This window comes from Companilactobacillus sp. FL22-1 (assembly GCF_043951805.1).
Lineage (GTDB): Bacteria > Bacillota > Bacilli > Lactobacillales > Lactobacillaceae > Companilactobacillus.
Genome location: NZ_JBINJY010000004.1, coordinates 14,733 through 39,398 on the forward strand (window position 1 = coordinate 14,733; position 24,666 = coordinate 39,398).

22 protein-coding genes are annotated in these 24,666 nt (G+C 38.5%); 6 read left to right on the forward strand and 16 right to left on the reverse strand.

Annotated features, from left to right (window positions below; genetic code table 11):
* Positions 1-16 precede the first annotated feature (16 nt).
* From ACG72T_RS04040 to ACG72T_RS04065, 6 genes are read right to left on the reverse strand one after another with little or no spacing between them, the layout of a single operon-like run.
* Entirely contained in the window at positions 17-1,228 is a 1,212-nt protein-coding gene (locus ACG72T_RS04040) for a dihydrolipoamide acetyltransferase family protein (protein WP_395264790.1), read from the reverse strand.
* A gap of 11 nt (positions 1,229-1,239) precedes the next feature.
* A complete protein-coding gene (locus ACG72T_RS04045) occupies positions 1,240-2,226 on the reverse strand; it encodes an alpha-ketoacid dehydrogenase subunit beta (protein WP_395264791.1) in 987 nt (328 codons plus the stop codon).
* Positions 2,219-3,217 (reverse strand): thiamine pyrophosphate-dependent dehydrogenase E1 component subunit alpha, encoded by a 999-nt coding sequence (locus ACG72T_RS04050; protein ID WP_395264792.1) that lies wholly within the window; start codon positions 3,215-3,217, stop codon positions 2,219-2,221. Before ACG72T_RS04050 ends, ACG72T_RS04045 begins: the two co-directional genes overlap by 8 nt.
* 12 nt (positions 3,218-3,229) lie before the next feature.
* The gene (gene lpdA, locus ACG72T_RS04055) at positions 3,230-4,648 is read right to left on the reverse strand and encodes a dihydrolipoyl dehydrogenase (protein WP_395264793.1); all 1,419 of its coding nucleotides are present in this window, start codon (positions 4,646-4,648) and stop codon (positions 3,230-3,232) included.
* A complete protein-coding gene (gene buk / locus ACG72T_RS04060) occupies positions 4,632-5,741 on the reverse strand; it encodes a butyrate kinase (RefSeq protein ID WP_395264794.1) in 1,110 nt (369 codons plus the stop codon). The genes lpdA and buk overlap by 17 nt, the downstream gene beginning before the upstream one ends.
* Positions 5,742-5,752: 11 nt before the next feature.
* Complete coding sequence (locus ACG72T_RS04065) at positions 5,753-6,574, reverse strand: phosphate acyltransferase (protein ID WP_395264795.1); 822 nt, start codon at positions 6,572-6,574, stop codon at positions 5,753-5,755.
* A 227-nt stretch (positions 6,575-6,801) separates the two neighbouring features.
* On the opposite strand from ACG72T_RS04065, the gene ACG72T_RS04070 reads away from it, so the two are divergent.
* Positions 6,802-8,205, forward strand: coding sequence for an amino acid permease (locus tag ACG72T_RS04070; protein WP_395264796.1), 1,404 nt, complete (start codon positions 6,802-6,804; stop codon positions 8,203-8,205).
* A 505-nt stretch (positions 8,206-8,710) separates the two neighbouring features.
* Here the strand turns inward: ACG72T_RS04070 and ACG72T_RS04075 are convergent.
* On the reverse strand, positions 8,711-9,580 hold the full coding sequence (locus ACG72T_RS04075) for a LysR family transcriptional regulator (protein WP_395264797.1): 870 nt from the start codon (positions 9,578-9,580) through the stop codon (positions 8,711-8,713).
* A 148-nt stretch (positions 9,581-9,728) separates the two neighbouring features.
* On the opposite strand from ACG72T_RS04075, the gene ACG72T_RS04080 reads away from it, so the two are divergent.
* Both ACG72T_RS04080 and ACG72T_RS04085 read left to right on the forward strand, forming a co-directional pair.
* Complete coding sequence (locus ACG72T_RS04080; RefSeq protein WP_395264798.1) at positions 9,729-11,351, forward strand: malolactic enzyme; 1,623 nt, start codon at positions 9,729-9,731, stop codon at positions 11,349-11,351.
* Between the two features lie 34 nt (positions 11,352-11,385).
* Positions 11,386-12,354 (forward strand): AEC family transporter, encoded by a 969-nt coding sequence (locus tag ACG72T_RS04085; protein WP_395264799.1) that lies wholly within the window; start codon positions 11,386-11,388, stop codon positions 12,352-12,354.
* A 138-nt stretch (positions 12,355-12,492) separates the two neighbouring features.
* On the opposite strand, the gene ACG72T_RS04090 is transcribed toward ACG72T_RS04085, so the two are convergent.
* From ACG72T_RS04090 to ACG72T_RS04100, 3 genes are all read right to left on the reverse strand, one after another.
* Positions 12,493-12,828: a hypothetical protein gene (locus ACG72T_RS04090; RefSeq protein WP_395264800.1), complete on the reverse strand. Its 336-nt coding sequence runs from the start codon at positions 12,826-12,828 to the stop codon at positions 12,493-12,495.
* Positions 12,829-12,903: 75 nt separating this feature from the next.
* A complete protein-coding gene (locus ACG72T_RS04095; RefSeq protein WP_395264801.1) occupies positions 12,904-13,758 on the reverse strand; it encodes a fructosamine kinase family protein in 855 nt (284 codons plus the stop codon).
* Between the two features lie 117 nt (positions 13,759-13,875).
* Complete coding sequence (locus ACG72T_RS04100; RefSeq protein ID WP_395264802.1) at positions 13,876-15,015, reverse strand: glycerate kinase; 1,140 nt, start codon at positions 15,013-15,015, stop codon at positions 13,876-13,878.
* A gap of 360 nt (positions 15,016-15,375) precedes the next feature.
* On the opposite strand from ACG72T_RS04100, the gene ACG72T_RS04105 reads away from it, so the two are divergent.
* The gene (locus ACG72T_RS04105) at positions 15,376-16,428 is read left to right on the forward strand and encodes a CdaR family transcriptional regulator (protein ID WP_395264803.1); all 1,053 of its coding nucleotides are present in this window, start codon (positions 15,376-15,378) and stop codon (positions 16,426-16,428) included.
* 35 nt (positions 16,429-16,463) lie between these two features.
* Positions 16,464-17,189 (forward strand): alpha/beta hydrolase, encoded by a 726-nt coding sequence (locus tag ACG72T_RS04110; RefSeq protein ID WP_395264804.1) that lies wholly within the window; start codon positions 16,464-16,466, stop codon positions 17,187-17,189.
* Between the two features lie 105 nt (positions 17,190-17,294).
* Here the strand turns inward: ACG72T_RS04110 and ACG72T_RS04115 are convergent, their stop codons facing one another.
* Entirely contained in the window at positions 17,295-18,500 is a 1,206-nt protein-coding gene (locus tag ACG72T_RS04115) for a NupC/NupG family nucleoside CNT transporter (RefSeq protein ID WP_395265031.1), read from the reverse strand.
* 211 nt (positions 18,501-18,711) lie between these two features.
* Here ACG72T_RS04115 and ACG72T_RS04120 point away from each other — a divergent pair, with 211 nt between their 5' ends.
* Positions 18,712-19,557, forward strand: a complete 846-nt coding sequence (locus tag ACG72T_RS04120; RefSeq protein ID WP_395264805.1) for an aldo/keto reductase — start codon at positions 18,712-18,714, stop codon at positions 19,555-19,557.
* 147 nt (positions 19,558-19,704) lie between these two features.
* Here ACG72T_RS04120 and ACG72T_RS04125 read toward each other — a convergent pair whose 3' ends face one another.
* From ACG72T_RS04125 to ACG72T_RS04145, 5 genes are all read right to left on the reverse strand, one after another.
* Positions 19,705-20,481, reverse strand: a complete 777-nt coding sequence (locus ACG72T_RS04125; protein ID WP_395264806.1) for a Cof-type HAD-IIB family hydrolase — start codon at positions 20,479-20,481, stop codon at positions 19,705-19,707.
* 72 nt (positions 20,482-20,553) lie between these two features.
* Complete coding sequence (locus tag ACG72T_RS04130; protein ID WP_395264807.1) at positions 20,554-21,276, reverse strand: gamma-glutamyl-gamma-aminobutyrate hydrolase family protein; 723 nt, start codon at positions 21,274-21,276, stop codon at positions 20,554-20,556.
* A 91-nt stretch (positions 21,277-21,367) separates the two neighbouring features.
* Positions 21,368-22,228, reverse strand: coding sequence for a PRD domain-containing protein (locus ACG72T_RS04135; protein WP_395264808.1), 861 nt, complete (start codon positions 22,226-22,228; stop codon positions 21,368-21,370).
* Between the two features lie 143 nt (positions 22,229-22,371).
* The gene (locus tag ACG72T_RS04140; RefSeq protein WP_395264809.1) at positions 22,372-23,724 is read right to left on the reverse strand and encodes an APC family permease; all 1,353 of its coding nucleotides are present in this window, start codon (positions 23,722-23,724) and stop codon (positions 22,372-22,374) included.
* Between the two features lie 30 nt (positions 23,725-23,754).
* On the reverse strand, positions 23,755-24,660 hold the full coding sequence (locus tag ACG72T_RS04145; protein ID WP_395264810.1) for a proline iminopeptidase-family hydrolase: 906 nt from the start codon (positions 24,658-24,660) through the stop codon (positions 23,755-23,757).
* Positions 24,661-24,666: the final 6 nt, after the last annotated feature.

The following is a 24,666-nucleotide window of genomic DNA, read 5'->3' on the forward strand; positions in this document are numbered from 1 at the left end:
GTTACACTCCTTAGTATCAGTAAATGTTGGTCGTACTATCGATTGTTTCCAAATTAGTTTTGACTTCATTCAAAAATCTTCCTGCGGCTAGTCCATCTAAAATACGATGGTCGATCGTCAGACAGAGATTAACTACGTCACGAACGGCAATCGCTTCGTCAGGCATAACTTTGACTTCTTTTCTAATTGCCTCGACTTGTAAAATTGCGGCTTGCGGAGGATTAATAATTCCTTTTGATTCTCGCGAGCCAAAACTTCCCGTATTATTGACCGTGAAAGTTCCATCGGCCATATCCGCACTAGTGAGACTATTCGTCTTGACTTTATCAACTAGTCGATTAATTTCACTGGCAATGCCTGCCACGCTTAAATAATTAGAATTTTTGATTACTGGAACAAACAACGCTTCTTCAGTTGCCACCGCAATTGAGGTATTGATGGCATCGTGATAGACAATGGTTTCATCTTGCCAGCTGCTGTTTAATTTCGGATGATTCATCAGCGCTTGATTGACGGCCTTGACAAAGAATGGGAAAAATGACAACTTAAAACCATTTTGTTCGAAAAATGCTTGTTTTAAATTATGGCGCAGTTTAACTAAATTAGTCACGTCGACTTCGATCATTGTCCAAGCTTGAGGAATTTCAGTTACACTCTGAACCAGATTCTTGGCAATCGCTTTGCGCAAAGGACTGATAGTTACGATGTCGTCAGTATTAATTTCAGTCGTTGGCCGGTCAAGCACTGGTTTTTCTGCCACCACTGTTTCAACTGTCTGAGGAATTGATTCACTTGGCTGATAACTTAAAACATCTTTTCTGGTGATCCGACCGCCCGTACCAGTACCTTTAACTTCGTTCAAATCGATTCCTTGTTCGCCAGCGATTTTTAATACTGCTGGTGAAAAACGTAACCGATTATTTGTCTCAGTCTCTGCCGGTTTGACAGCAGGTGTCGAATCGGTCTGCGTTGGTTCAGTCTTTTTCGAGTCGGTCTCCAGAGTTAAAATATCGCTGCCAATCGAAACGACATCTCCTTCAGTGACAAGTAACGTTTGAACGATACCATCTTCACTGGCTGGAATCTCGGTGGTGACTTTATCTGACATAGCTTCTAAAAGTGGTTCATACTTCTTGACGACACTACCTGGTTGAACTAACCACTGACTGACAGTGGCCTCGGTAACGCTTTCACCTAAAGGGGGCATTTTTACCATTATTTCCGACATTGGATTCCCTCCTAAAATTCTGCCAATTCAGTCACGGCTTGGGTGACATCGGCTTGATTTACTAGAAAAGCATCTTCTAAATTCTTGGCGTACGGCATACTTGGCGAATCTGGTCCGGCTAAGATTTTGATTGGTGCGTCAAGTTCAAATAATGCTTCTTCGGCAATGAGAGCGGAAACATTATTCATGACGCTGCCCTCTTTAGTATCTTCCGTGATCAGCAAAACTTTTCCAGTTTTTTTAGCAGCTTGAATGATTGTTGTCTTGTCCAATGGATATAGACTAACTAAGTCAACTACTTCAACTGAGACACCTTGATTAGCTAGTTCTTCACTGGCAGCCAATGCGTACTGCATCATCATGCCATAAGCAAAGATAGTCAGATCAGATCCTTCACGAACAACTTTGGCTTTGTCCAAATCGACTGTATAATCAGTGGTTGGTAATTCAGCCTTCAAAGCTCGATAGAGTCGCTTGTGCTCGTAGAATAAAACTGGATCATCGCTTCTGATAGCTGCTTTCAACAAACCTTTTGCATCGTAGACGGTTGAAGGTGTCACCACTCTTAACCCAGGCTGACCGACAAAAATCTTTTCGGTAGATTGGGAATGATAAAAGCCGCCACGAACTCCACCACCATACGGAGTCCGAAAGACTACCGGTACGGTATAATCACCAGCTGTCCGATAACGCATCTTGGCCGCTTCCGACATAATTTGATTGACTGCGGGCAAAATGTAATCAGCAAACTGAAATTCGGCAATTGCCCGATGACCCATTATGCCTAAACCGACGGCCAATCCAGCAATTTCAGATTCTCCTAAAGGTGAATTGAAAACTCTGTGATCACCGAATTGTTCAGCTAATTCCTTGGTAGCACCAAAGACGCCACCTTTATCGCCACCAACATCCTCGCCAAAGATAACTGTCTTAGGATCTCGTGACATTTCTTCTTGTAAAGCTTGATTGATTGCTTCTAAATACGTAACCTCAGCCATTGTTCAATCCTCCCGCATAAACATGTGTTGATATTTGGTCAGCACTTGGATCTGGCATTGCTTCAGCAGCAGTCGTTGCTTGATCAATTTCTTGAATGATCTCCTGATCGATTGTTTCAAGCTCGGATTGCGTTAAAATATTTTCGGCTAGTAACTGACTTTCAAAACCTTTGATACAGTCATTTTCTTTCATCGTATCAATATCAGACTTTTCACGATAAACTCGTTGATCGTCATCAGAGGAATGAGCTGTCAAACGATCGACGGTGATTTCTATCAAACTAGCACCTTGACCCGTCCGAGCATTCTCAATTGCTTCTTTGAAGGCTAAATATGTGCTAGTAAAATCATGTCCATCAACTTTTTTACCGGGCATTCCATAACCAATTGCCCGAGTGCTGAGGTCATTGGTAGAAAATTCCTCATGATTAGGCGTTGAGATTGCATAGCCGTTATTTTCGATTACAAAGATAACAGGCAATTTCTTAATACCGGCAAAATTCAAGGCTTCATGGAAATCGCCTTCTGCAGTCGAGCCTTCACCAGTTGAAGTCAAAACAATCCCTGGTTTTTGATCGATCTGTAAAGCCAAACCTACTCCGGTTGCCAGAGGAAATTGAGTCGTAACAGTTGAACTAAAGGATATTACGTGGTGCTCTTTATCGCCATAATGATTCGGCATCTGACGACCGTGAGAAGCAGGATCGGCCTCTTTACCTAAAGAACCCATCACGATACTCTTGGCACTAGTTCCAAAAACCATAACTGCTGCCATATCACGATAGTACGGTAAAAAATAATCAATCTCAGGGTCAAAGGCCAAACTCATTGCCACTTGAGCCACTTCCGCCCCTTGACCGGAAATATTAAAAGTAGATTTACCAATTCGATTAAGCTGCCAGAGACGTTCATCTAAACGGCGAGCTTTCTTGATGATTCGATAAGCTGAAATAATTTCACTATTGGAAAGTTGACTTTGCTTTAAATCCATTGCTCTACTCCTTTACTTATTAATTGCCCTACCAAAAATATCGTTATTAGCTTCCATAATGGCTTCACTTTGAGTGGGATGCGGATGAATCGTTTGACCGATTTCTTCTGGAGTGGCATTCAAATATAACGCCAAACTAGCTTCACTGATCATATCTGTGGCGTGCCCACCAACAATCGTCAAACCGATAAAGTCCTCGGTCATTTTGTCGCCAAAAGCTTCGACATAGCCAACGTCAAATTTTTCAATCATCGCTTTTCCATTGGCCTGCCAATCAAAACGACCTTGTAAAGCTTCCTGGGTGGAAATCGTTGTACCATCTGTCCGTCCAACGCTTGCAATCTCAGGATAAGTGTAAATACCTCGGGGAACATTTTGATAATCGAGTTTTTCAATCACTTGTCCAGCGATGTGTTCAACCGCTAATTCGGCTTCCTTAGCTGCCACATGAGCTAGCTGCAAAGTATTGATCACATCACCAATTGCATAAATATTGTCCAGATTAGTTTGATAATAATCATTCACGATGATCCCCTGCTGATCAAATTCAATTCCGGCAGCTTCTAAGCCAATATTTTCAACATTGGGGCGCCGACCGACCGCTACTAAAACTTTCTGGGCGGTGACATCAAAAAATTGATCCTCAGTTTTGGCAACGATTTTTAAATTTTCTCCGTCCAAATTGATTTCTTCGACTGAAGTACTCAAATCGACTTTGACACCACGTTTAGTCAATTCTGCTTGTAAAATTTTGGCTGCTTGGGAACTCTCACTAGCGATCAACTGATCTTGAAACTCAACTAATTCAACTTTGACACCTAAATCAGTCAACAACGAGGCCCACTCGACGCCAATCACTCCACCACCGATGATGACAATTGAGTCCGGCAATTCATTTAATTCCAAAACATCATTGGAACTGAGAATTCTTTCGCCATCGATCTCTAAGTTAGACAAGCTGCTTGGCCTCGAACCAGTCGCAATCAAAACATTCTTTGGTGTCAAAATCACTTCATCGTCACCATTATTAGGTTTAATCATCACTGAGCCTGCTTTAGGTGTGAAAATCGAAGTGCCCAAAACACTGGCTTGACCTGCAAAATAATCAATCTGATTCTTCTTGATCAGAAAAGCGACACCTGAACGAAGTTTCTCGACAATTTGGTCTTTGCGACGCTTGATTGAGGAAAAATCAACGCCAAATTCACCCGAATTAGTAATACCAAAGTTGTCAGCTTGTTTTACTTCTCTAAAGACTTCGGCTGATTTCAAATAAGCTTTGGTGGGAATACAGCCTCGGTTGAGACAAGTTCCACCTAAAAGGTCAGCTTCAACTAAGGCAACTTTTAACCCTAATTGACTGGCTCTAATGGCGCCACTATAACCGCCAACTCCACCACCGATCACCACCAAGTCATATGGATCTGCCATTTGCAAGTTCCTCCGCTTCTTTGACATAATTTTTTGGCTGCTCAATTTGTTGTAAAACTCTTTGAGCCCCTAAGTTTAAAGCTTGCATTTCCATCTGTCCGGGGATAACGGTCACAGGAGCAATCCAGTCCACCCTTTGCGTAAGCGCTTTCACTAACCGCCCAGAACGAGCCATCCCACCGGTCAAAACAATTAGATCAACTTGACCCATTAAAACTGTCGCTTGCTTGCCAATTTCTTTAGCAATCTGATAGACCATGCCATCAAAAATCAACCGCGAGTACTCATCGCCTTGATCGATTTCTTTTTCAATCGTCTTCAGATCATCGGTACCAAGGTATGATTTCAAACCACCTTCGTGAGTAATCAGTTTGACCACTTCGGACTTTTTTGGAGCTTGGTCATAAATATAATCGACTAAAGAGATGGCACTGACTGAACCTGTCCGATTCGGCGAATATGTTCCATCGCCATCGAGTCCGTTATTGACATCGACCACTCGACCTAACTTATGTGCCCCAACAGAAATACCGCCACCCATATGTGCCACGATCAGATTCGCATTCTCATAAGATTTACCAATTTGCTTTAGGGCTTGTCTGGCAACGGCTTTTTGATTCAATGCATGAAAGACACTCCGTCGATCCCAGTCTTTATAACCTGACAAGTAGGCCACAGGATCAAATTCATCAACGACGACCGGATCGACGACAAAGGCTGGACGCTGATACATTTCGCCAAAATAATCTGCAATAATTGCTCCCAAATTGGCCGCATGAATTCCGAAAAGCCCTTTAGTCAGATCAGAAATCATCTGTGTGTCAATCGTATAAGTACCTCCCGGGATTGCTCGCATCAGACCGCCTCGGCCAACGAAAGCATCGATACTTTGAAAGTCAAAATCATGCTTATTCATAAAATCAACAATACTTTTAATTCGAAAATCCTTTTGGTCCATCAAATCTACAAAATGCGCCAGATCAGCGGGTAAATAATTGATTTCCTGCTGGGCCAAAAGATGGGTATCTTCAAAAATAGCGATTTTGGTGGAAGTCGAGCCCGGGTTAATAACCAATGTTCGATAATTCATCATTTCACCTACTTTTAAATAACGTTAAACGCAAACTCTAACGAGGCCCGTTTATTTTCTAATTTGTCACCTCGTGAAGTTAACACGATCGGTACTTTTGCACCGACAATCAAACCACCAACTTGAGTCTTGGTAAAAAGTGTCAGTGACTTATATAACACATTGCCAACATCAAGATTGGGCACGACTAAAATATCCGCATCCCCGACAATGGGTCCGGTAAACTTTTTTTCGTGAGCAATTTTTGAAGAAAGAGCTAAATCAAATGAAATAGGTCCAAAAACGTCGGACTCTATCGGATAACTCTGATAGTGCTGGGTCAATTCCCGACCCCAGACTGATGATGGCATCTTGGGATTAAAGTTTTCCGCGGCACTCAACAGCGCAGTTTTCGGATGGTCAATCCCGAGATCATGTGCAACCGAAACGGCATTCTCAATGATGGCTAACGACTGCTCAAAATTAGGTTCGATGTTCATCGCCGCATCAGTCAGTAGAATCAGGCGGCTGATTTCCGGAATGTGTAAGATGGATACGTGCGATAACACAGGACTTTGGACCAACTCTTGCTTGTGTTGTAAAACAGCCTTTAACAAGGTGTGCGTCTGGATCAAACCTTTGAAAAGAATATCCGCACCTTGCAAAATATCGCTAACGGCCAAAGCTGCAATCTCATCATCATCTGAAGCTTTGATGACATTGACATTTTGACCAAAAACTCGATTGGGGATTTCAACCGTGAACAAGTCGAATTGGATCTCTTCGTTAAAAGAATCGATCATTTCATAAATCTTCTCTCCACCACCAGCAATCGCAACAACGGTCTTATTTTGCATCGTTACCTCCTATACCATTTGTGTGGAAAAAATTGGTTATGACAAAGTACACTCTACGGCACCATGATTATAACCGTTGTAATCGGTTTCAACAATTTATTTGCTCAATTTGTATAAACATATTTATTGACTTTTTGTAAATAGACCATTTATACTTTTCCTGGTTATGATAAAAGTCTTTCTCATGCGGCGATACCTCAAAACTTCCTACTGATGGAGGATACAATATGGAATCGACCCGTTTGTTAAAGAAAAAAGAATTTGAAATTGAATCAATCAACGAGTCACAGCTTAGTCGAAATCTTTCCGCTTGGGGATTAACAGCTATGGGTGTAGGAGCAATCGTCGGAGCTGGGATTTTTATTACTCCTGGAATCATCGCTGCTAATTATGCTGGTCCGGGGGCCATGTTCTCCTATATCTTGTCAGCTGCAGTCTGCGCCTTAGCTGCACTTTGTTACGCTGAATTTGCTTCGACCATCCCCTTGGCTGGGAGTGCTTATACGTACGTCTATACCGTCTTTGGTGAAATCGTCGCTTGGGTGATCGGTTGGGCATTAGTATCAGAGTACTTGTTTGCCGTCTCATCAGTGGCCGTCAGTTGGTCAGCTTATTTCCAAAATCTCTTAGCAGGTTTTGGGATAAAATTACCCGAATTTCTGTCAGCGTCACTAGGTACACCGGGTACCAAAGGTGGCATTAATTTAATTGCCGGAATCATTACTTTAATTATCGGTTTTATTTTGTCCAAGGGAACTAAAGAGTCAACTACCTTAAACACGATTTTGGTCGGCGTAAAAATTGCCGTGATCGTACTCTTCATCGCTGTAGCAATCTTTTATGTTAAACCAGCTAACTACAATCCAATGTTTCCTTTTGGCTTTAAAGGAGTATTGGCTGGTTCAGCAATCGCCTTTTACGCTTATATTGGTTTTGACGCCGTTTCAACAGCTTCAGAAGAAGTCAAAAAACCACAACGGGATATGCCAATTGGAATCGTGTCATCACTCATGATTGCTTCGGTTCTCTATGCCGCTGTGGCTGCTGTTTTAGTAGGTGTGGAACATTACACGAAGTTAAACGTTGCTGATCCAGTAGCCTATGTTTTGCAATTAATGAATCAAAACTGGGTCGCAGCTATCGTCTCCATTGGCGCAGTTGCCGGGATGACAACCGTACTTTTGGTAATGTCGTATGGTGGTACTCGTTTGATTTTTGCAATCAGCCGTGATGGCCTCTTACCCAAGAAACTTTCACAAGTTAATCAAAAAACGAAAGTACCAGTTTTTAATACTTATATTTTTGCAATCGTTGCTAGTTTAGTGGCGATGTTAGTTCCACTTGAAAAAATCACTGAATTAGTAAATATTGGAACCCTCTTTGCTTTCTCAGCAGTTTCATTAGGAGTAATCTTCTTACGCCGATTGAAGAATTACGACCAAATGCCAGTTGGTTTCAAAGTACCGTTCTTCCCAATCATTCCGATAGTTTCATTCATCATGTGTATCGTTTTAATGACCCAGTTGCAAGCATTCACTTGGATGGTCTTTGCCATTTGGTTTACGCTTGGCCTGATCATTTACTTTACATACAGTTTGCACCACAGTAAATTACACAAAAAGAAACTTTAAATTGTAACTAAAAGAGCCCCTACACAAAAGTGTAGAGGCTCTTATTTTTGTCTAAAAAAATGGTAGCTCAGGGAGGAACTACCATCAAACCAGTAATAGCTAAACTAATAACTATTATTATCATGAAATTCTCAAGAAGGTGTACTACGCAATAAGCAACCCTTCGATTAGTATAATACCATATTTTCAAATAAATATTGGCTAATATTTAAATTAGACATATTTTTATAAGTAAAGAAAAAAAGGTTGAAACCGTTTAACACAGCTTCCAACCTATAAAATGAGCGTTTTTTTTGAACTATCCCACAGATATCCACTCATTTTTATTTTAGAAAGTGATAATAACATAATAAAAATACAATTTATGGCCAAATATTGATGAGATATTTTTGCCATAGATAATACTTATCACCAAAATTCTCCGCCAATAAAAATCGGCAAATATATTGTAACGTGAATGGACTATACCTGTATACCTCGTTTTTTTTATATAAAAAATTATTATTTAAATATTTTTAAAAATATGCATTAATTCTGCCAATCTTTGGTTCCCAACCATACTGTGTCGGTAAACAAATAATAAGTAGAAAGAAGGTAACTTCAAATCAGGAATAGTTATCTCTTGAAGCCCTTTGATGCCTTCAATCGCTGTTTCTGTAACAAAACTGATTCCCTTATCAGCTTGAACCAAACTCAACATTAACTTGTAATCTGACGTTTGAAACATCGTATGCGGTGCCACATTGTAGTGCTCGATCAACTTTTGCAAAACAACATTATGAACTGAACCTTCATCCAAGGAAATAAAATCTTCCGCAAATAATTTTTGAATCGAATCAATTTTTGAAACATCACGTTGATCTGAGGCGATAAACTTAAAATGATGTTCTTGAATCAATTGATATTCAAGCTGTTCTTCTTGCGGCATAACCGTTGTTCCTAATAAAGACACATCCAAAGCGCCCTTTTTTAATTTCGATAATAGTTCCGCCGAACCATCACTGACTTGAACGATACTATCCAAGAGATCAGCATCTTTTAAGCGATCAAATACTTTGGGAATCAAATAGTTAGTAATTATCGGTGGCCAACCCATGACGATTTTGTCCCGTTTGATCCGCGAGATATCCTCATCGATCAAGTGCTCTTCCAACAAGATCCGCTCGATATGGCGTAAGACTTGCTGCCCGGCATAGGTCAGTTTTAAAGAGTTGGCATAGCTCTTTCGTTCGACAAGTGCCATCCCATAAGTGTCTTCCAAGCGTTTTAGGGCATATGTGATAGTCGGCTGGCTGACGCCAAAGAAAGTGGCAGTCTCAGAAAAGTTCTTTAATTCTGACAGTTTTTGAAAGTATTGATAATCTTTTAAATTCATTAGCTTCACCTATAAATATTATTTATTAATGATAACATATTTGACTATATTTTTTATAAGGGTTTATGATACATCACGAAAGTTAATTAACAGGCATTGGAATATTCCAATGTTGAACTAGATTCAATAAATTTAGGAGGAATTTTTTATGACATATGAAGGTTTAGATTTACTAAATAATCATTTTTTGAATAAAGGTACTGCCTTTACCAAAGAAGAACGTAAAGAAAATCACCTTGAAGGTCTTTTGCCACCATTCGTACAAACATTGGACCAACAAGTTGAACAAGCTTACGAAAACTATTCTAACAAGGATACTTTCTTAGCTAAGAGAATGTATTTAATGGACTTATTCAACGAAAACGTAACTTTGTTCTACAAGCTTTTCAGTGAACATGTTAACGAATTTATGCCCGTCGTTTATGATCCAACTATCGCTGACACGATTGAAAATTACAGCCACTTGTTCTTAGACCCACAAAATGCGGCTTACCTATCAATTGATGATCAAGATGATATCGAAGCAACTTTAAAGAACGCTTCTAAAGGTCGCAACATCAAGTTGATCGTTGTAACTGACGGTGAAGGTATTCTTGGTATCGGTGATTGGGGTGTCCAAGGTGTCGATATTTCAGTTGGTAAATTGATGGTTTATACTGCTGCTGCCGGCGTTGATCCTAAATCAGTTCTACCAGTTGTCTTGGATGTTGGTACTAACAGAAAAGAATTGCTTGCCGATGATCTTTATATGGGTAATCATCACGAACGTGTTACTGGCGACAAGTATTACAACTTCGTTGATAAGTTCGTTGAAACAGCTGAAAACTTGTTCCCAGATATGTATTTGCACTTTGAAGACTTTGGTAGAAGCAATGCTGCTAATATCTTGAACAAGTACAAAGACCAAATTTTAACATTCAATGACGATATTCAAGGTACAGGTATCATCACTTTGGCTGGTATCTTAGGTGCTTTGAACATTTCTAAAGAAAAATTAACTGATCAAGTTTACCTATCATTTGGTGCTGGTACTGCTGGTGCAGGTATTACTAAACGAATCTTCGATGCAATGGTTGAAGAAGGCCTTTCTGAAGATGAAGCTAGAAAACACTTCTATCTCGTTGATAAACAAGGACTCCTATTCGATGATACTGAGGATTTAACACCAGAACAAAAACCATTTACTAGAAAACGTAGTGAATTTGCTAATGCTGATGAACTTACAAACCTCGAAGCTGTTGTGAAGGCTGTTCATCCAACAATTTTGGTTGGTACTTCAACTCAACCTGGTACATTTACTGAATCAATCATCAAAGAAATGGCGGCTCACACTGACCGTCCAATCATCTTCCCACTTTCAAATCCTACAAAACTTGCCGAAGCAAAAGCTGAAGATCTTTTGAAATGGACTGATGGTAAAGCTTTGATTGCTACAGGTATTCCAGTTGAACCAGTTGAATATAATGGTGTTACTTACCATATCGGTCAAGCTAACAACGCTTTGGTTTATCCAGGTCTAGGTCTTGGTTCAATGGCTGTTAATGCTAAGATTCTTTCAGATGGTATGATTAACAAAGCTGCCCACTCATTAGGTGGAATCGTCGATCCAGAACAACCAGGTGCTGCTGTCCTTCCTCCAGTTTCTAAACTAGATGAATTCAGTATGACTGTTGCTGTTGGTGTTGCTCAACAAGCTATCGATGAAAAATTAACTGATGCTACTGACGCTAAGAAAGCCGTTGCTGACATCAAATGGGAACCTAAATATTAATTAAAATTTTTGTCAAATAAAGGGGTACATAATTATGGCTGCATTTATCACTTCATTGGAAAGTGTTGCTGAAATCGTTCTTGTCATCGCCTTGGGGTATTGGTTACGTGGCTCTGGCCGTTTAGGTGACGAGTTCAAAGGAAACATTTCATTCATTATTATGAAAATTGCTTTACCTGCTTCAATCTTTGTTTCAGTTTTGAAGTATTTGAACCGGGACAAATTAGCTAGTCTATCCGGTGGTTTGATTTTCACCTTTGCCAGTTTTACGATTGGCTACATCATCGCTTGGATTTTAACTAAAGTCTTCAAAATTAGAAAAGGTCGTCGTGGTACTTTCATTAACATGTTTGTTAACGCAAATACGATCTTCATTGGTTTACCTTTAAACATGGCTCTATTCGGAACTAAGAGTTTACCTTACTTCCTTATCTACTATGTTATGAACACAATCTCAACTTGGGCTGTTGGTATCTTCTTCATCTCCAATGATGATCCAACTGTTCAAAAAGGTGCTAAGAAAGAAAAATTCAATTGGAAGAAATTGCTTCCCGCACCATTAGTTGGTTTCTTGGTTTCACTTGTCTTCCTATTGTTGGCTATTCCAGTTCCAGAATGGATCAACAAGACCTTAGACATGGTCGGTGGTATCGTTACTCCAATGTCTTTGATCTACATCGGTATTATTTTAGCTGATGCTGGTTTGAAATCAATCAAGTTTGACCGTGACACAATCATTGCCCTACTTGGTAGATTTGTAATTGCTCCTGCAATCATGATCAGTATCATCTTGATTGGTGGTTCAATGATGGGTTCATCACTACCAACTATCGAATCAAACTCATTCATCATTCAATCAGCTGCTCCTGGATTAGCTGTCTTGCCAATCTTAGTTGATCAAGCACACGGTGACGTCGACTATGCTACTAACTTAGTTACTACTTCAACCGTTCTCTTCGTTATCGTTGTACCAATCTTGATGCAAATTGCCAATTTGATTTAATTCATTCACACATTCAAAGGAAAATTTGATCCTCCTCCAAAATAAATATTTCAAAAATAATACCCTCTGATTCAAATCCGAATCAGAGGGTATTATTTTGAATTGATATTCTTATATTTAGATGAATCTACGCTCTAATTAGACTTGTTTAGGTTCAATCAAAGCAATCAGACGATTGATCAAAGTAATGATTCGTTGAGTATCGGCCTCAATATCACTGCTTTGACGACTGCTGACCATTGTATGATTGACTTGCAATAAACCGACTGAATCAGTTTGATCATTGAACTGAGCAATTGGTAAATCCACTTGATGATCATACATCGGAACTTTTCCAGCCGAGACACTGACAATTTTAGTATCTTCGGGCATGCTAAGAATGTAGCTTTTGATTCGTTTGAGACTAAATTGATCTTGATAAAAACCATAGATAACGTTCAATTCATCTACAATAAATTTAATTTCATTATTCATCTGTTTCTATCACCTCGTATAAATATATCTATCTTAAGTATCCCGCAAATGCCATTAAAATGACAAGACTTGATTTCAGAATTCATCGATACTTTGTTGCAAGGCGCTCTCAAAGCTGGTGCCATAGGTTTCTCCAAAAAGATTCAGATGAGCGAGTAGATAATATGTCTGATACCAAGACATCCTTTTTTGCCAATCTTTTTTCAGTGGATAAACACTGTTATAGCCTTTATAAAAATCTTCTGTGAAACCACCGAATAACAAAGTCATCGCCAGATCCATTTCACGATCTCCATAAAACACATCTGGGTCAAATAAAATTGGCTGATGGTTACTTAGAAAACCGACATTGCCATTCCACAAGTCGCCATGCAACAAACTGGGCTCCACTAGATGATCCTGATAATAAGACTTCACCAAGCTTTCAAACTTGTGAATCAAATTATCACGATAATCATTCCAGTAAACTTTTTGTTTAACTTGGTCGACCAAAACCTTTATTCGCTGATCAATAAAGAAGTCGCCCCAATTGTCTTGCCAAGTATTGATTTTAGGATTCTTAGCGTTTAATACGCTGTGATCTAATCCAAACTGAGGACCCGTCTGTAGATGCATCTTTGCAACCATTTTTCCAAGTTCAAATTGTGACCCTGTACCGAATTCTAAATAATTGAGCACTAGATAACCGTTACCTTGAAAACTGCCCGCCTTAATTACCTTGGGGGCATTGATTACGTCTCCTAACAAATCTAACCCAGCTTTTTCATGCTCAAAAAAACTGGCATCATTATGCGGTTGAACTTTCAAAAAGTAGTTGCCACTTGTGGTCATAACTTCAAAAGCTTGATTAATATCGCCACCACGAACAGGCTTTATTTGTCGGATCGCACCTAAATTGAGTTCTTTACTCCAATTATCGTCAAGAATCATCGTGTCATCCCTTTCATTCTCACAATATCGTAACAAAAAAAACTGATTAACTTAAATGATTCAGCTTAATGACAAAACAAAAACCCAGTACCTAACTATTGGTCAGATACTGAGTCTCTATTTTAGTTTTTTAATTAAGCGACCGATATTTTCGGCGACTTGTTGTAAATTTGGGTCAGTTCTTTGAATGGCGGTAGGTAAATCTTGAACTCCCGGAACACAGGAGAAAATAGCATCAATTCCCAATGGATATAACTCAGAAATTTTTTCACCAATTGAACCAGCAACAGCAATGACCGGAGTCTTTGGACTGACGGACTTAGTAGCTTGGGCTACCCCAAAAGGTGTTTTTCCAAACTTAGTCTGAAAATCGATCTGACCTTCACCAGTTACGACTAGGTCAGCATCCTTAACTTTGTCTTTTAAATCAGTATAATCAATCACGATGTCAACGCCGGAACGAATTTGAGAGTTGGTAAAGGCTAATAAACCAGCCCCTAATCCGCCCGCAGCACCAGCACCGGAAACGTTTTTTACATCTTGGTTCAAATCTCGTTTTAAAACATCTGCATAGTGCGATAAAGCTGCATCAAGAAACTCAACCATATCAGGATTAGCGCCCTTTTGCGGTCCAAATACGTGGCTGGAACCATTAGGACCGGTCAAAGGATTAGTAACATCTGAGGCAATGATCACCTTGACTTGCGCTAATTCTGGCATCATTTCTGAAGTATCAATTCGATTCAGCTTCTCTAACATCGCACCACCATATTGTAACTCCTGACCATGACTATTCAATAAATGTGCTCCCAACGCTTGAGCCATACCAGCACCACCATCGTTCGTAGCTGAACCGCCCAGACCGATAATGATTGTTTGAGCACCGTGCTCAATGGCTGATTTAATTAACTGGCCTGTTCCAAAAGTGGTGGTAATATATGGATTTTGCGTAAATTTATTGATATATTGTATACCGCTGGCTTCTGCCATTTCGATCACAGCAACTTGACCATCATTGATCAGACCATATTGTGCTTTGGTCAGATGGCCTAGGGGATTGACTACCTCTTCAGTCACGAAGCGACCGTTCTTAGCATCAACTAGTGACTGAACTGTACCTTCGCCTCCATCAGCCATAGGTACTTTGATATATTCAGCTTCGGGAAAGACTTTGATAAAACCATTCTGCAAAGCTTGGGCAACTTCTTTAGCTGTCAGAGAATTCTTAAAAGAGTCCGGAGCTAAAAAAATTTTCATCTTTATTTCACCTCTAAAACAAATTTCCAACTATTCGACTTGAATTACTAGTATAAAAGCATAATGTTGTGCACATGACTCGAATATTCAATAACTGGTCAAAGACTCAATTCAACTCAACCATTATCTAGCAATCATAAATCACTTATATCATAGACCGAAAGACTAAATGACACAATGTGCAACTGCACAAATCTGTTCAGCAAACACGACTTTCAAAGTTGCAGGCTATTTTTACCGGAAATATTCCAAAAGTATAATATTAATGTTTTTATATTGTAATATTTTAACTATTTAAAGTAAAACATTGTAGAATAGTCATGTGGTATAGAGCAAATACTAAAAAAAAGGAAAATGCATATGAAATTAGATCCTGCCTTAGCTCAAGCCATCGTTGACAAAATGATGGAAAACGTTCCTTATAACATCAACATGATGAACGAGAAAGGCTATATTATAGCCAGCGGTGACAAGGAACGTCTCAACACTTTACATATTGGTGCAATTGACACTATCAAGAGCGGCAAAACTAAACCAATGGTTCAATCATATGGTATTTATGGCAAACCTGGCGTCAATATTCCGATTGAATTCAAGGGTGAAACTATCGGTGTAATTGGCATAACTGGAAATCCTCAAGAAGTCACTCCTTTAGCGTCATTGCTTAAAATATCAACCGAATTGTTGATTTCGCAATTGAATAATACTCAGATTGAAAATCAACACAAGGAATCATTGAATCACTTCCTATTTCAATGGATTGAAGCAGATGATGTCCAAAAAGATGATGAATTAAGATTACGGGCCAACACGCTAGGAATCGACCTGACTCTGCCCCGCTTCGCAATTATTATCAGTACCGAAAAGATCGATTCATTAACGGTTAAAGCTGGCGATTATCATTTTGAGAAATCTTCACATAACCAGTTGTTGATTACCAAAAGTGAGGAAAACGTCCAATTATACTTAGATTATGCCAAAAAGAATAATTTACAAATTGGTATCAGTAATAAGATGAATAATCTCAAAACCGCTGTTAAACAAGCTACCGACACCATCACAGTCAGTTCAGAGTTGAATATGAAAGATGTCTTCTACTTTAAGCAGATTAAGTTCTTGAATCATCTGTTAGAATGCAATTTACATTCAAATCGTATCTTAGAAGTCTTTAAAGGCTTATATAAAACCCGTGCTGGTCAAGAATTGCTATTAACGCTTGATTCATATTTCAAGCACAACGGTCAAGTCACCGATACTTCCAAAGATCTAAATGTCCATCGCAACACGACTAATTATCGGCTCAACAAACTGTCCGAATACTTCAGTCTTGATTTACATGATTTAAACGACACCTTGCAACTTTACATCAACTACTTATATTTTCAAAAATATCTCTACAATCGTCGCAAATAACGCTTTTTCCAAATTAATTTTATGAGGTTGTTATTATGGTACTAATGAATTTAAGCTATCGAACGAATTATTTGCATACTTATTTCAAAACCACTGTTGTCATTCCCGACACCAATCAAGACCATTACACCACTGTGTGGCTACTACATGGCTATACAGGTGACGATTCTAGCTGGATCAGGCATGTCAATATTGAAAAATTAGCTCGACAACATAATTGGGCTATTATTATGCCTGAAGCTCGAAACGCTTTTTATACTGATTCCGATTTCATTCCTTATTATTCATACTTCATCGATGAATTTATTCCTAAGATGCAACATCTTTTACCAATTTCTACTGATCGAAGTGAGAATTATCTTGTCGGTTCAAGTATGGGTGGCTACGGTGCCCTTAAAATTGGATTCTTAAACGATGACAAATTTAGCAAAATTGCGGCATTGTCCCCCATCACAGACATTGAACATTTTCGTGATAATCCCAAGTCACCAATGGCTAAGACTACCTTTGACAGTATTTTTGACAGTCCGCAAAAGATTGCTCAAAATCAGTTAACAAATATCTTCAACAATCTTCAGCCCAAACAAGAGCTTCTTACTCTCTGTGGCGATGAGGATTTTATGCACGAGGACAATATTATGTTTAAAAACTTTCTCTCGATCCATGCTAAAGGTCGATACACTTGGATGCCTGTCAGTGGTGATCATTCTTGGGATACTTGGAGTAAAAATATCGGCAAGGTTTTCACTTGGTTAGAGTAAATCACTATTCAGATTGACAATTAAAAAAATACTCTTTGATTCTGCACTAGAATCAAAGAGTATCTTTTTGTGAGTGGAATTAATTTCATCCACCTGATGATTTTTTTACCAAACAAACAATCCAACAAATGCGGCTGACAAGAGTGATACCAAGATACCAGACAATAACATGTAACCAACATTCTTAGAAATAATGTCGTTCTTTTCTTTATCAACGATTCCCTTGAAACAACCAATAATCATACCTAGAGTTGAGAAGTTAGCAAAGGATGTTACAAAGACTGTTAAGACAGCCTTGAAGTGAGGATCAAAGCTCTTAATAATTCCTGTTACACGCCCCATAACAACGAATTCGTTTGTAACTAACTTTGTTCCCATATATTGAGCCATTTGGAAAGAATCATGCCCATTCAAACCTAGTAACCAAGCGAATGGATACATGATAATTCCTAAGATGTGTTCCAAAGTTAGCCATGGGTTAACTAATTGAAGAACTTTATCGATCAAAGCAGCTAAAGCAACGAATGCAATAACATTAGCTGTAATGATCAAAATCAAACGACCAGCGCCTAAGATTGAATCGCCCAAGAATGAGAAGAATGGCTCTTTTTTGCCGCCTTCACCTTGACCACTCAATTTGGCAATCGTATCTTCTTCTGGTGTAACTGTGACTGGGTTTAATAAACTTGTCACAATAATAGAGTTAATGATGTTGATCGGAATTGCAGTTAAAATAAATCGACCTGGCATCATTTGAATGTATGCCCCAATAATTGAAGCTGTAACACAACTCATTGACATCATCGCCAATGTTACGTTACGTTGAGCTTTCATCTGTTTCAATTGTAAACTGGAAACAGCTAAAGCTTCAGTATTGCCAAGAAACATCATTTCTACGGCAAAGAAAGATTCAAATTTTGGTTGACCAGTAATAAATGATAAACCTTTACCGATCCATTTAATAATAAATGGTAATACACCGATATAAGTTAAAATATCAAACAATGGTACGATCAAAAGAATTGGTAACAATGCACTTGTAACAAAGTCCATACTTTTGACATTGACCCAACTTGGCAAAGCAAATTTGATTCCGACATATGCGACTTGGACTAACCAATTAAAGCCGTCCGCAGCACCAGAAACAATTGCTCGACCAGCATCGAAACCAGTCAAGAACCAAGCCAAAAACAAGTTCAGAACAACCATGATAGCAATCGATTTCCATTGAATCTTTGAACGATCCTTAGAAAAAAGGAAACCAATCGCTAAGAATGCGAAAACACCTATGATATTAACTAATAAGTACATACCCATACATACTTAACCCCTTTTTTTATTTGAAGCTCTTGTGTTCGTTAATTCTTTCACTTCATTTTAAATACTACCTTCGTGCTAAACGTTTGTAAATAATTTTTTACAAACAGTCCACACTAAAATCGTCTTCATTTTAAAAATAATAGGTAAGCTATATAATAGTAATGTTATCGTTTACAAATATTGATCAAAGAGAGGTATTAACTTGAAATCAATCACATTTAACCATCAAAACACCTCTGCCATTGGGATTGGAACATGGCATATTGGTGACGGCAGTGCGCAAAGAACGGAATCAGAAATGGCCGCAATGAGATATGGTCTGGATCACGGAATCAATTTGATCGACACCGCTGAGATGTATGGCGAAGGACGATCGGAAACTCTGGTGGGAAAAGTTCTCAAGGACTACCAGCGCCAAGACTTGCAACTGATTTCCAAATTCTATCCTTTTCACGCTACTCCTAAATTGATTGAGCAGAGTTTGAAGGCTAGCTTGAAACGTCTCCAAACCGATTATCTTGATCTTTATTTGTTACATTGGCGTGGCAATACTCCACTTTCAGAAACCGTTGAAGGCTTAGAACGGATGGTTCAAGCTGGATTGATTCGTAATTGGGGTGTCTCTAACTTTGATCGCCATGACTTAGAGGAATTAATCAGTATTGACCATGGTGACAATTGTCGCATCAACGAAGACCTTTACAATATCGGCAGCCGTGGGGTCGAATACTCAATCCTTCCTTGGCAAAAAGAACATCAGATGTCATTTGTTGGTTACTCTCCTTTTGGTTCTGATGACAGCGAGTATTTACAGATCAAACCGGTGCTTTCTGAAATGGCACACCAAAAACGAGTAACAGTTCATCAATTGTTATTAGCTTGGGTCTTGAGAAATCACGATTTGTTGAGTATCCCTAAAACGGGGTCAGTCGAACATATGCAAAGTAACCTTGCGGCAGTTGATCTGACTTTTAGCGATGACGAATTAGAATTACTTGATCAAGCCTATCCAGCACCTAAACATGAAGAACAGCTTGATACAATTTAAACAATTAGTTAGTGACGATTTATCACTAAGCTTCCAAATTTAACCTAAAAAATGAGGCTAGACATAACAATTTTACCTTCAATATTGCAGCATTAATAAATAGAGCGGTAACTCAAAATCGAGTTACCGCTCTTATTTTTTAATTATTTAAATTGAGTCAGTTGCTGGGATAATATTTTGTTCAAGAGCAATTGCGACCCCATCATGATCGTTATCTGGCACTGTTTGAGAAGCAACAGCCTTTACTTCACTTGTCGCATTGCCCATCGCCACACTGAGACCAGCAATTTTTAACATTGGTAAGTCGTTATCCATATCGCCAATCGCCATGACTTGTGAGAGATTTAACCCTAAATGCTTCACCAAATGTTCTAGCGCAGTCCCTTTGTTGACATCCTTCGCCATTAATTGCATTTCAGTATCGCTAGTCTGAACCACGTAGAACTTATCATCATACGTCGCATGAGCTAATTTTTTCAACTCTGCCAATTTATGCTTACGGGTCTTTAGAAGGACTTTTACAACGCCTAGTTTTGTATCAAGCATGTATTTTTCAATCCAGTCCTGATAGCCGTCATAAAGCGTCCCTTCATTATCGATCAGGCTAAATTTTACCTTCCGTTCCGATAAAAAGTCAGAAATTTTTTCACAATCTTCATTTCTTAATTTTTTAGAATAGATGACTTCACCAGCATAGTTTTGAATAATATTGCCACCGAGATAGATCAAATATTGATCCTTACCGCTTAAGCCAATCTGTTTAGCGTAGTCGATCAAACCGTTAAAAGGCCGAGCAGAACATAGCACCACTTTAATGCCCTTTTTGAGAGTATCTTTCAATGCTTGAAGATTCTTGGCCGAAATCTTACTGTGACTATTCAAAAGCGTGCCATCCATGTCAATTGCAACTAATTGATAATCCATACTTATGTCTCCCTTGTATCAATTCTCAGGAATATTGTAACGTAACCTACGGCAATTGTTACCAATAAGCAGCTAAATGGCTTCAATTCTAGCGACAAAATTCTTAAACAAAGTTCTTTGCTCATCATACTTAGGCCACATATTTTCCGGATGCCATTGAACACCTTGAATACTTGCATCAAAGTTTTCAACCCCCTCGATTACTCCATCTGGAGCGGTGGCAACGACTTTTAAGCCTTCGGCTACATCTTTGATTGCTTGATGATGTCTCGAATTGACGAAAACATTATCGCCAATCGTCTTGAACAGCTTCGAATCTCGATCGACAGCCACAAAATGAGTCGGTTGATCCCCAGGTGCATCTTGTTTGTGCTTAAGAACTTTCCCAGGAAATTGACTATTGAGATCCTGATAAACACTACCACCAAGTGAAACATTGATCATCTGCATCCCCCGACAGATTCCTAAAATGGGGATCTTCTTGGCCACAGCCGTTCGAATCAAAGCAATTTCAAAAATATCTCGATCTCGATTCGTTGCGCCTAATTGAGGAATTGGCTCCTCCCCCATAAAAGTTGGATCAATGTCCGGACCACCAGGAACGATCACTCCATCTAAATGAGTTAACAGACCATTGATCTGCTCTTTTGGTACATAAGGCAGACCCACCGGTATTCCTCCTGCATAGATTACAGCATCGACCAGTGGTCGGGGAACAAAGTCCATTAATATTTGATTTATTTTTTTAGTTTCCCCTGTAAAAATATCAGCCGAAATTCCAATTACTTTATTCATAGACAGACCAGCTTTCCAAAAAAATCATTTCATGAATATTTTACTAACATTATTAAATAATTTTTAATTTAAGTCCAGTATTAAATATTTTTTAATTCTTTTGGTTTAAGCCGTCTTCTTGAGTGATCCGTTGAATATGAATGACGAAATACAACATTTCCTTACTGTTTAATCGGACACCTCGCTGTTCAAAAATAGCATTGGATATTTGTTTAGCAATATCGGCAGAGCCAGGATAGTTTCGTTCCATCTCCAGTGCAAACCGGTGGTCAAACGCCCCATCAGCCGACATATTGTCTAACCTTTGTTCCAAATATTGCAGATGAATCATGAACCGATCGTAATAATTACTGTTGCTGCGTGTACGGAAGATATTATTTTTTATGAGAATTTTTTTAATTAAACTGCCAAAATCAATTTTGGCAGTTGGTCGGCTCAACTTGCTTTCGCCTGTATCTTTGGCATTAATAAAATGTAAGGCAATATTCTTAATTTCCGAATCTGGCAATTGTATTTTAAGATTTCGATTGATGATATCAAGACCCTTACTGGCAATTAAATACTCATCCAAGTATTGGTCGCTCATATCAGGAATCTTACTGGCTTGATAATCACCACTCCGATATCTTTGGTAAGCACCATAAATATGATCACTCAAGGTAATATATATATAATCCAAGGCGTGATAGTTCAACTTCTTTTTAGCATAATCGACAATTTCATAAGTTGTGGTGACGACATCGATTGGAATATCTTTTAATAAAAAATAAAGGTTCTTCTGCGAATCGGCTGTGTCCAAATAAAAAATCTTCTCTATTTGATCACTGTCGAGCTTAGAACCTTTTGATTTATTAAAAGCAATTCCCTTACCTTTGACAATCGCTTGTTGGTGGTCGCCCAAATCAACCACCGCCGTATTATTATTAAAAACCTGCTTTATAATTAATCGCATACTATCCCCCTATGCTTTTAATTATAAATTAACTTTAATTATTTGCCTTTAATCCAAAGCAAATTTTTCAATCGCTAAACCAACACCACTATGATTGTTGTCGGCGGTCAAAAATCCTTTTTCCCCAAAAAATATGTCTTTTCTTACATATCAATATCAACATTTTTCCTTGTCATTCTCATAATACCGTAATAGATAGCTCCAATAACTAGCCAAGCAAGTCCAATTTCTTTAGCTAACGGATCCAATCCAATCATCACAAATAGAACAATCAAGAATCCAATAATCGGTACAATTAGATGACGCAGATAATCGTGAGAATGATGTTTTATCAAATAATAGTTGATAACAGAAACATGAATTACTAAGAAAGCTGTTAGAGCACCACAATTAACAATTTCAGACAAAATATTACTATGATCCATGAATAATAAACCCACAACCAAAGAAACTAATGAGACTATAAGCGTACTAACATATGGAGTTTTAAATTTAGGATGTACCTTTGCTAAAATTCTAGGTAAATTATTATCTCGAGACATCCCAAAAAGAATTCTCGAGATGGCGGCCTGAGCTGCCAGAGCATTGGCAAAACCCCATGATAAGATCGTGGCAATTGTAGTGATATCCATCAGTGGTTTACCACCGACTTTTTCAGCAACCTCGTAAAAAGCAGTGTCTAAATCTGTGAATGAGTGCCAATCAGGAACAATCAGTGCCGCTAAATACGTTTGGACAATGAACAAAACTCCAACTAAAATTAGCGCCCACATAATACCTTTACCAACCGTTTTATTGCCACCTTTTGTTTCCTCAGCCAACGTACTGATACCATCAAAACCTAGGAAACTCAAAACAGCTACTGAAGTTGCAGTCATGACAAAATGGATATTAAAATTGGCTTTCTCATAAAATGGTTTCAAAGTGAATCCATCTCCTACCCCATGGGTAATTCCATAGAGAGCCATCCCAATAAATAGTGCCAAAACCAATAACTCACCAACTAGAAAGATCATATTAGTAATTGACGTAAATTCAATACCTACAACATTAATTACTGTATTGATCACGATAAACATCACCAACCAAATCCAAGTTGGCACTCCTGGTAAAAGTGACTTCAATGAATTAGCTGAGATCACATACAGCAATGACGGAACAAAAATATAATCGAGAATAATCATCCAGCCGGATAGAAAACCAACTGTCTTGTTGATTCCCCTTTGAGCATATGCATAAACTGATCCTGCGATTGGAAAAGCCTGTGCCATTTGACCATAGCTTAAAGCCGTAAAAAACATTGCGATGATTCCAATCAAATAAGTTAATGCAATCATACCCTTGGATTCAGAAATGACCGAACCGTAAATTCCCATCGGTGCAATTGGCACCATAAAAATCAATCCATAAATGACTAAATCCTTTAACGTCAGCGTTCGCTTTAATTCTTGTTTATAGCCAAAATTTGAAAGATCAGTATTCTTATTCACTTCCATAATATCATCGCCTAATTACTAAATTTTTATTTATTCAAATTTATTTACTCGAACATCATTAAAAAAATTTTTCAAATTCGTAAAGAATACACCAGGATTATCAATCATTTGATTGTGTCCTGCATCCGGGGTCACAACCAAACGTGAATTAGGAATATCCTTAGCCATTTGTTCAGCCGTACTCAATGGCATTGTTTCGTGATCAGCAAATGATAGTAATGTCGGGATTTTAAATTTTTTAATATTTTCTGAATAGTCCCAATCACCAAGATCACCAACGACAACAAACTCATTATCACCCTGAAAATGGTTGTAAACATTCTTAGCTTGAATATCGATTAAATGGGATTTCCTCTCCGGTTGACGACGATTGACATATTCATGATACAAATGAGTAATATATGTTTGATACTGTTTGTTTTCCCACTCACCGCGACGTTCAATTTCTTCCATAAACTTATTGATTGCGGGAGAGAATTCTTTATAACGAATTTCCTTCATGTGAGTTAAATAATCAGGAATATTGTCAATCATACTGATGATAATCAATCCTTTTAAGTGTTCCTGATAAGAATTGGCATACATCATCGAAAGCATTCCACCCCAGGAATGACCTGCTAAGAAGAATTTATCATATCCCAACTGCTTTCTAACTTCCTCCACTTCACCGAGGTAATATTCTTCATTCATGTACTTTTTAAAAATTTCCGGATCATCCCAATTTGGAGTATCCGAATACCAAGAGCCTAATTGATCGTATATGGTAACTTCAATATCAAGATCCTTTAATTCCTGGCCAAAGCGTTCAAAAACTTCATGTGTGTCACCAGGGCCACCATGTAGGCAAAGCAACTTATCTTTTCCACCAAGATTGAAGGTATGACTCCAAAGATGGTAGCCATTTTTCAATGTCAAAATTCGCGTAATGTTTTTCATAAACTC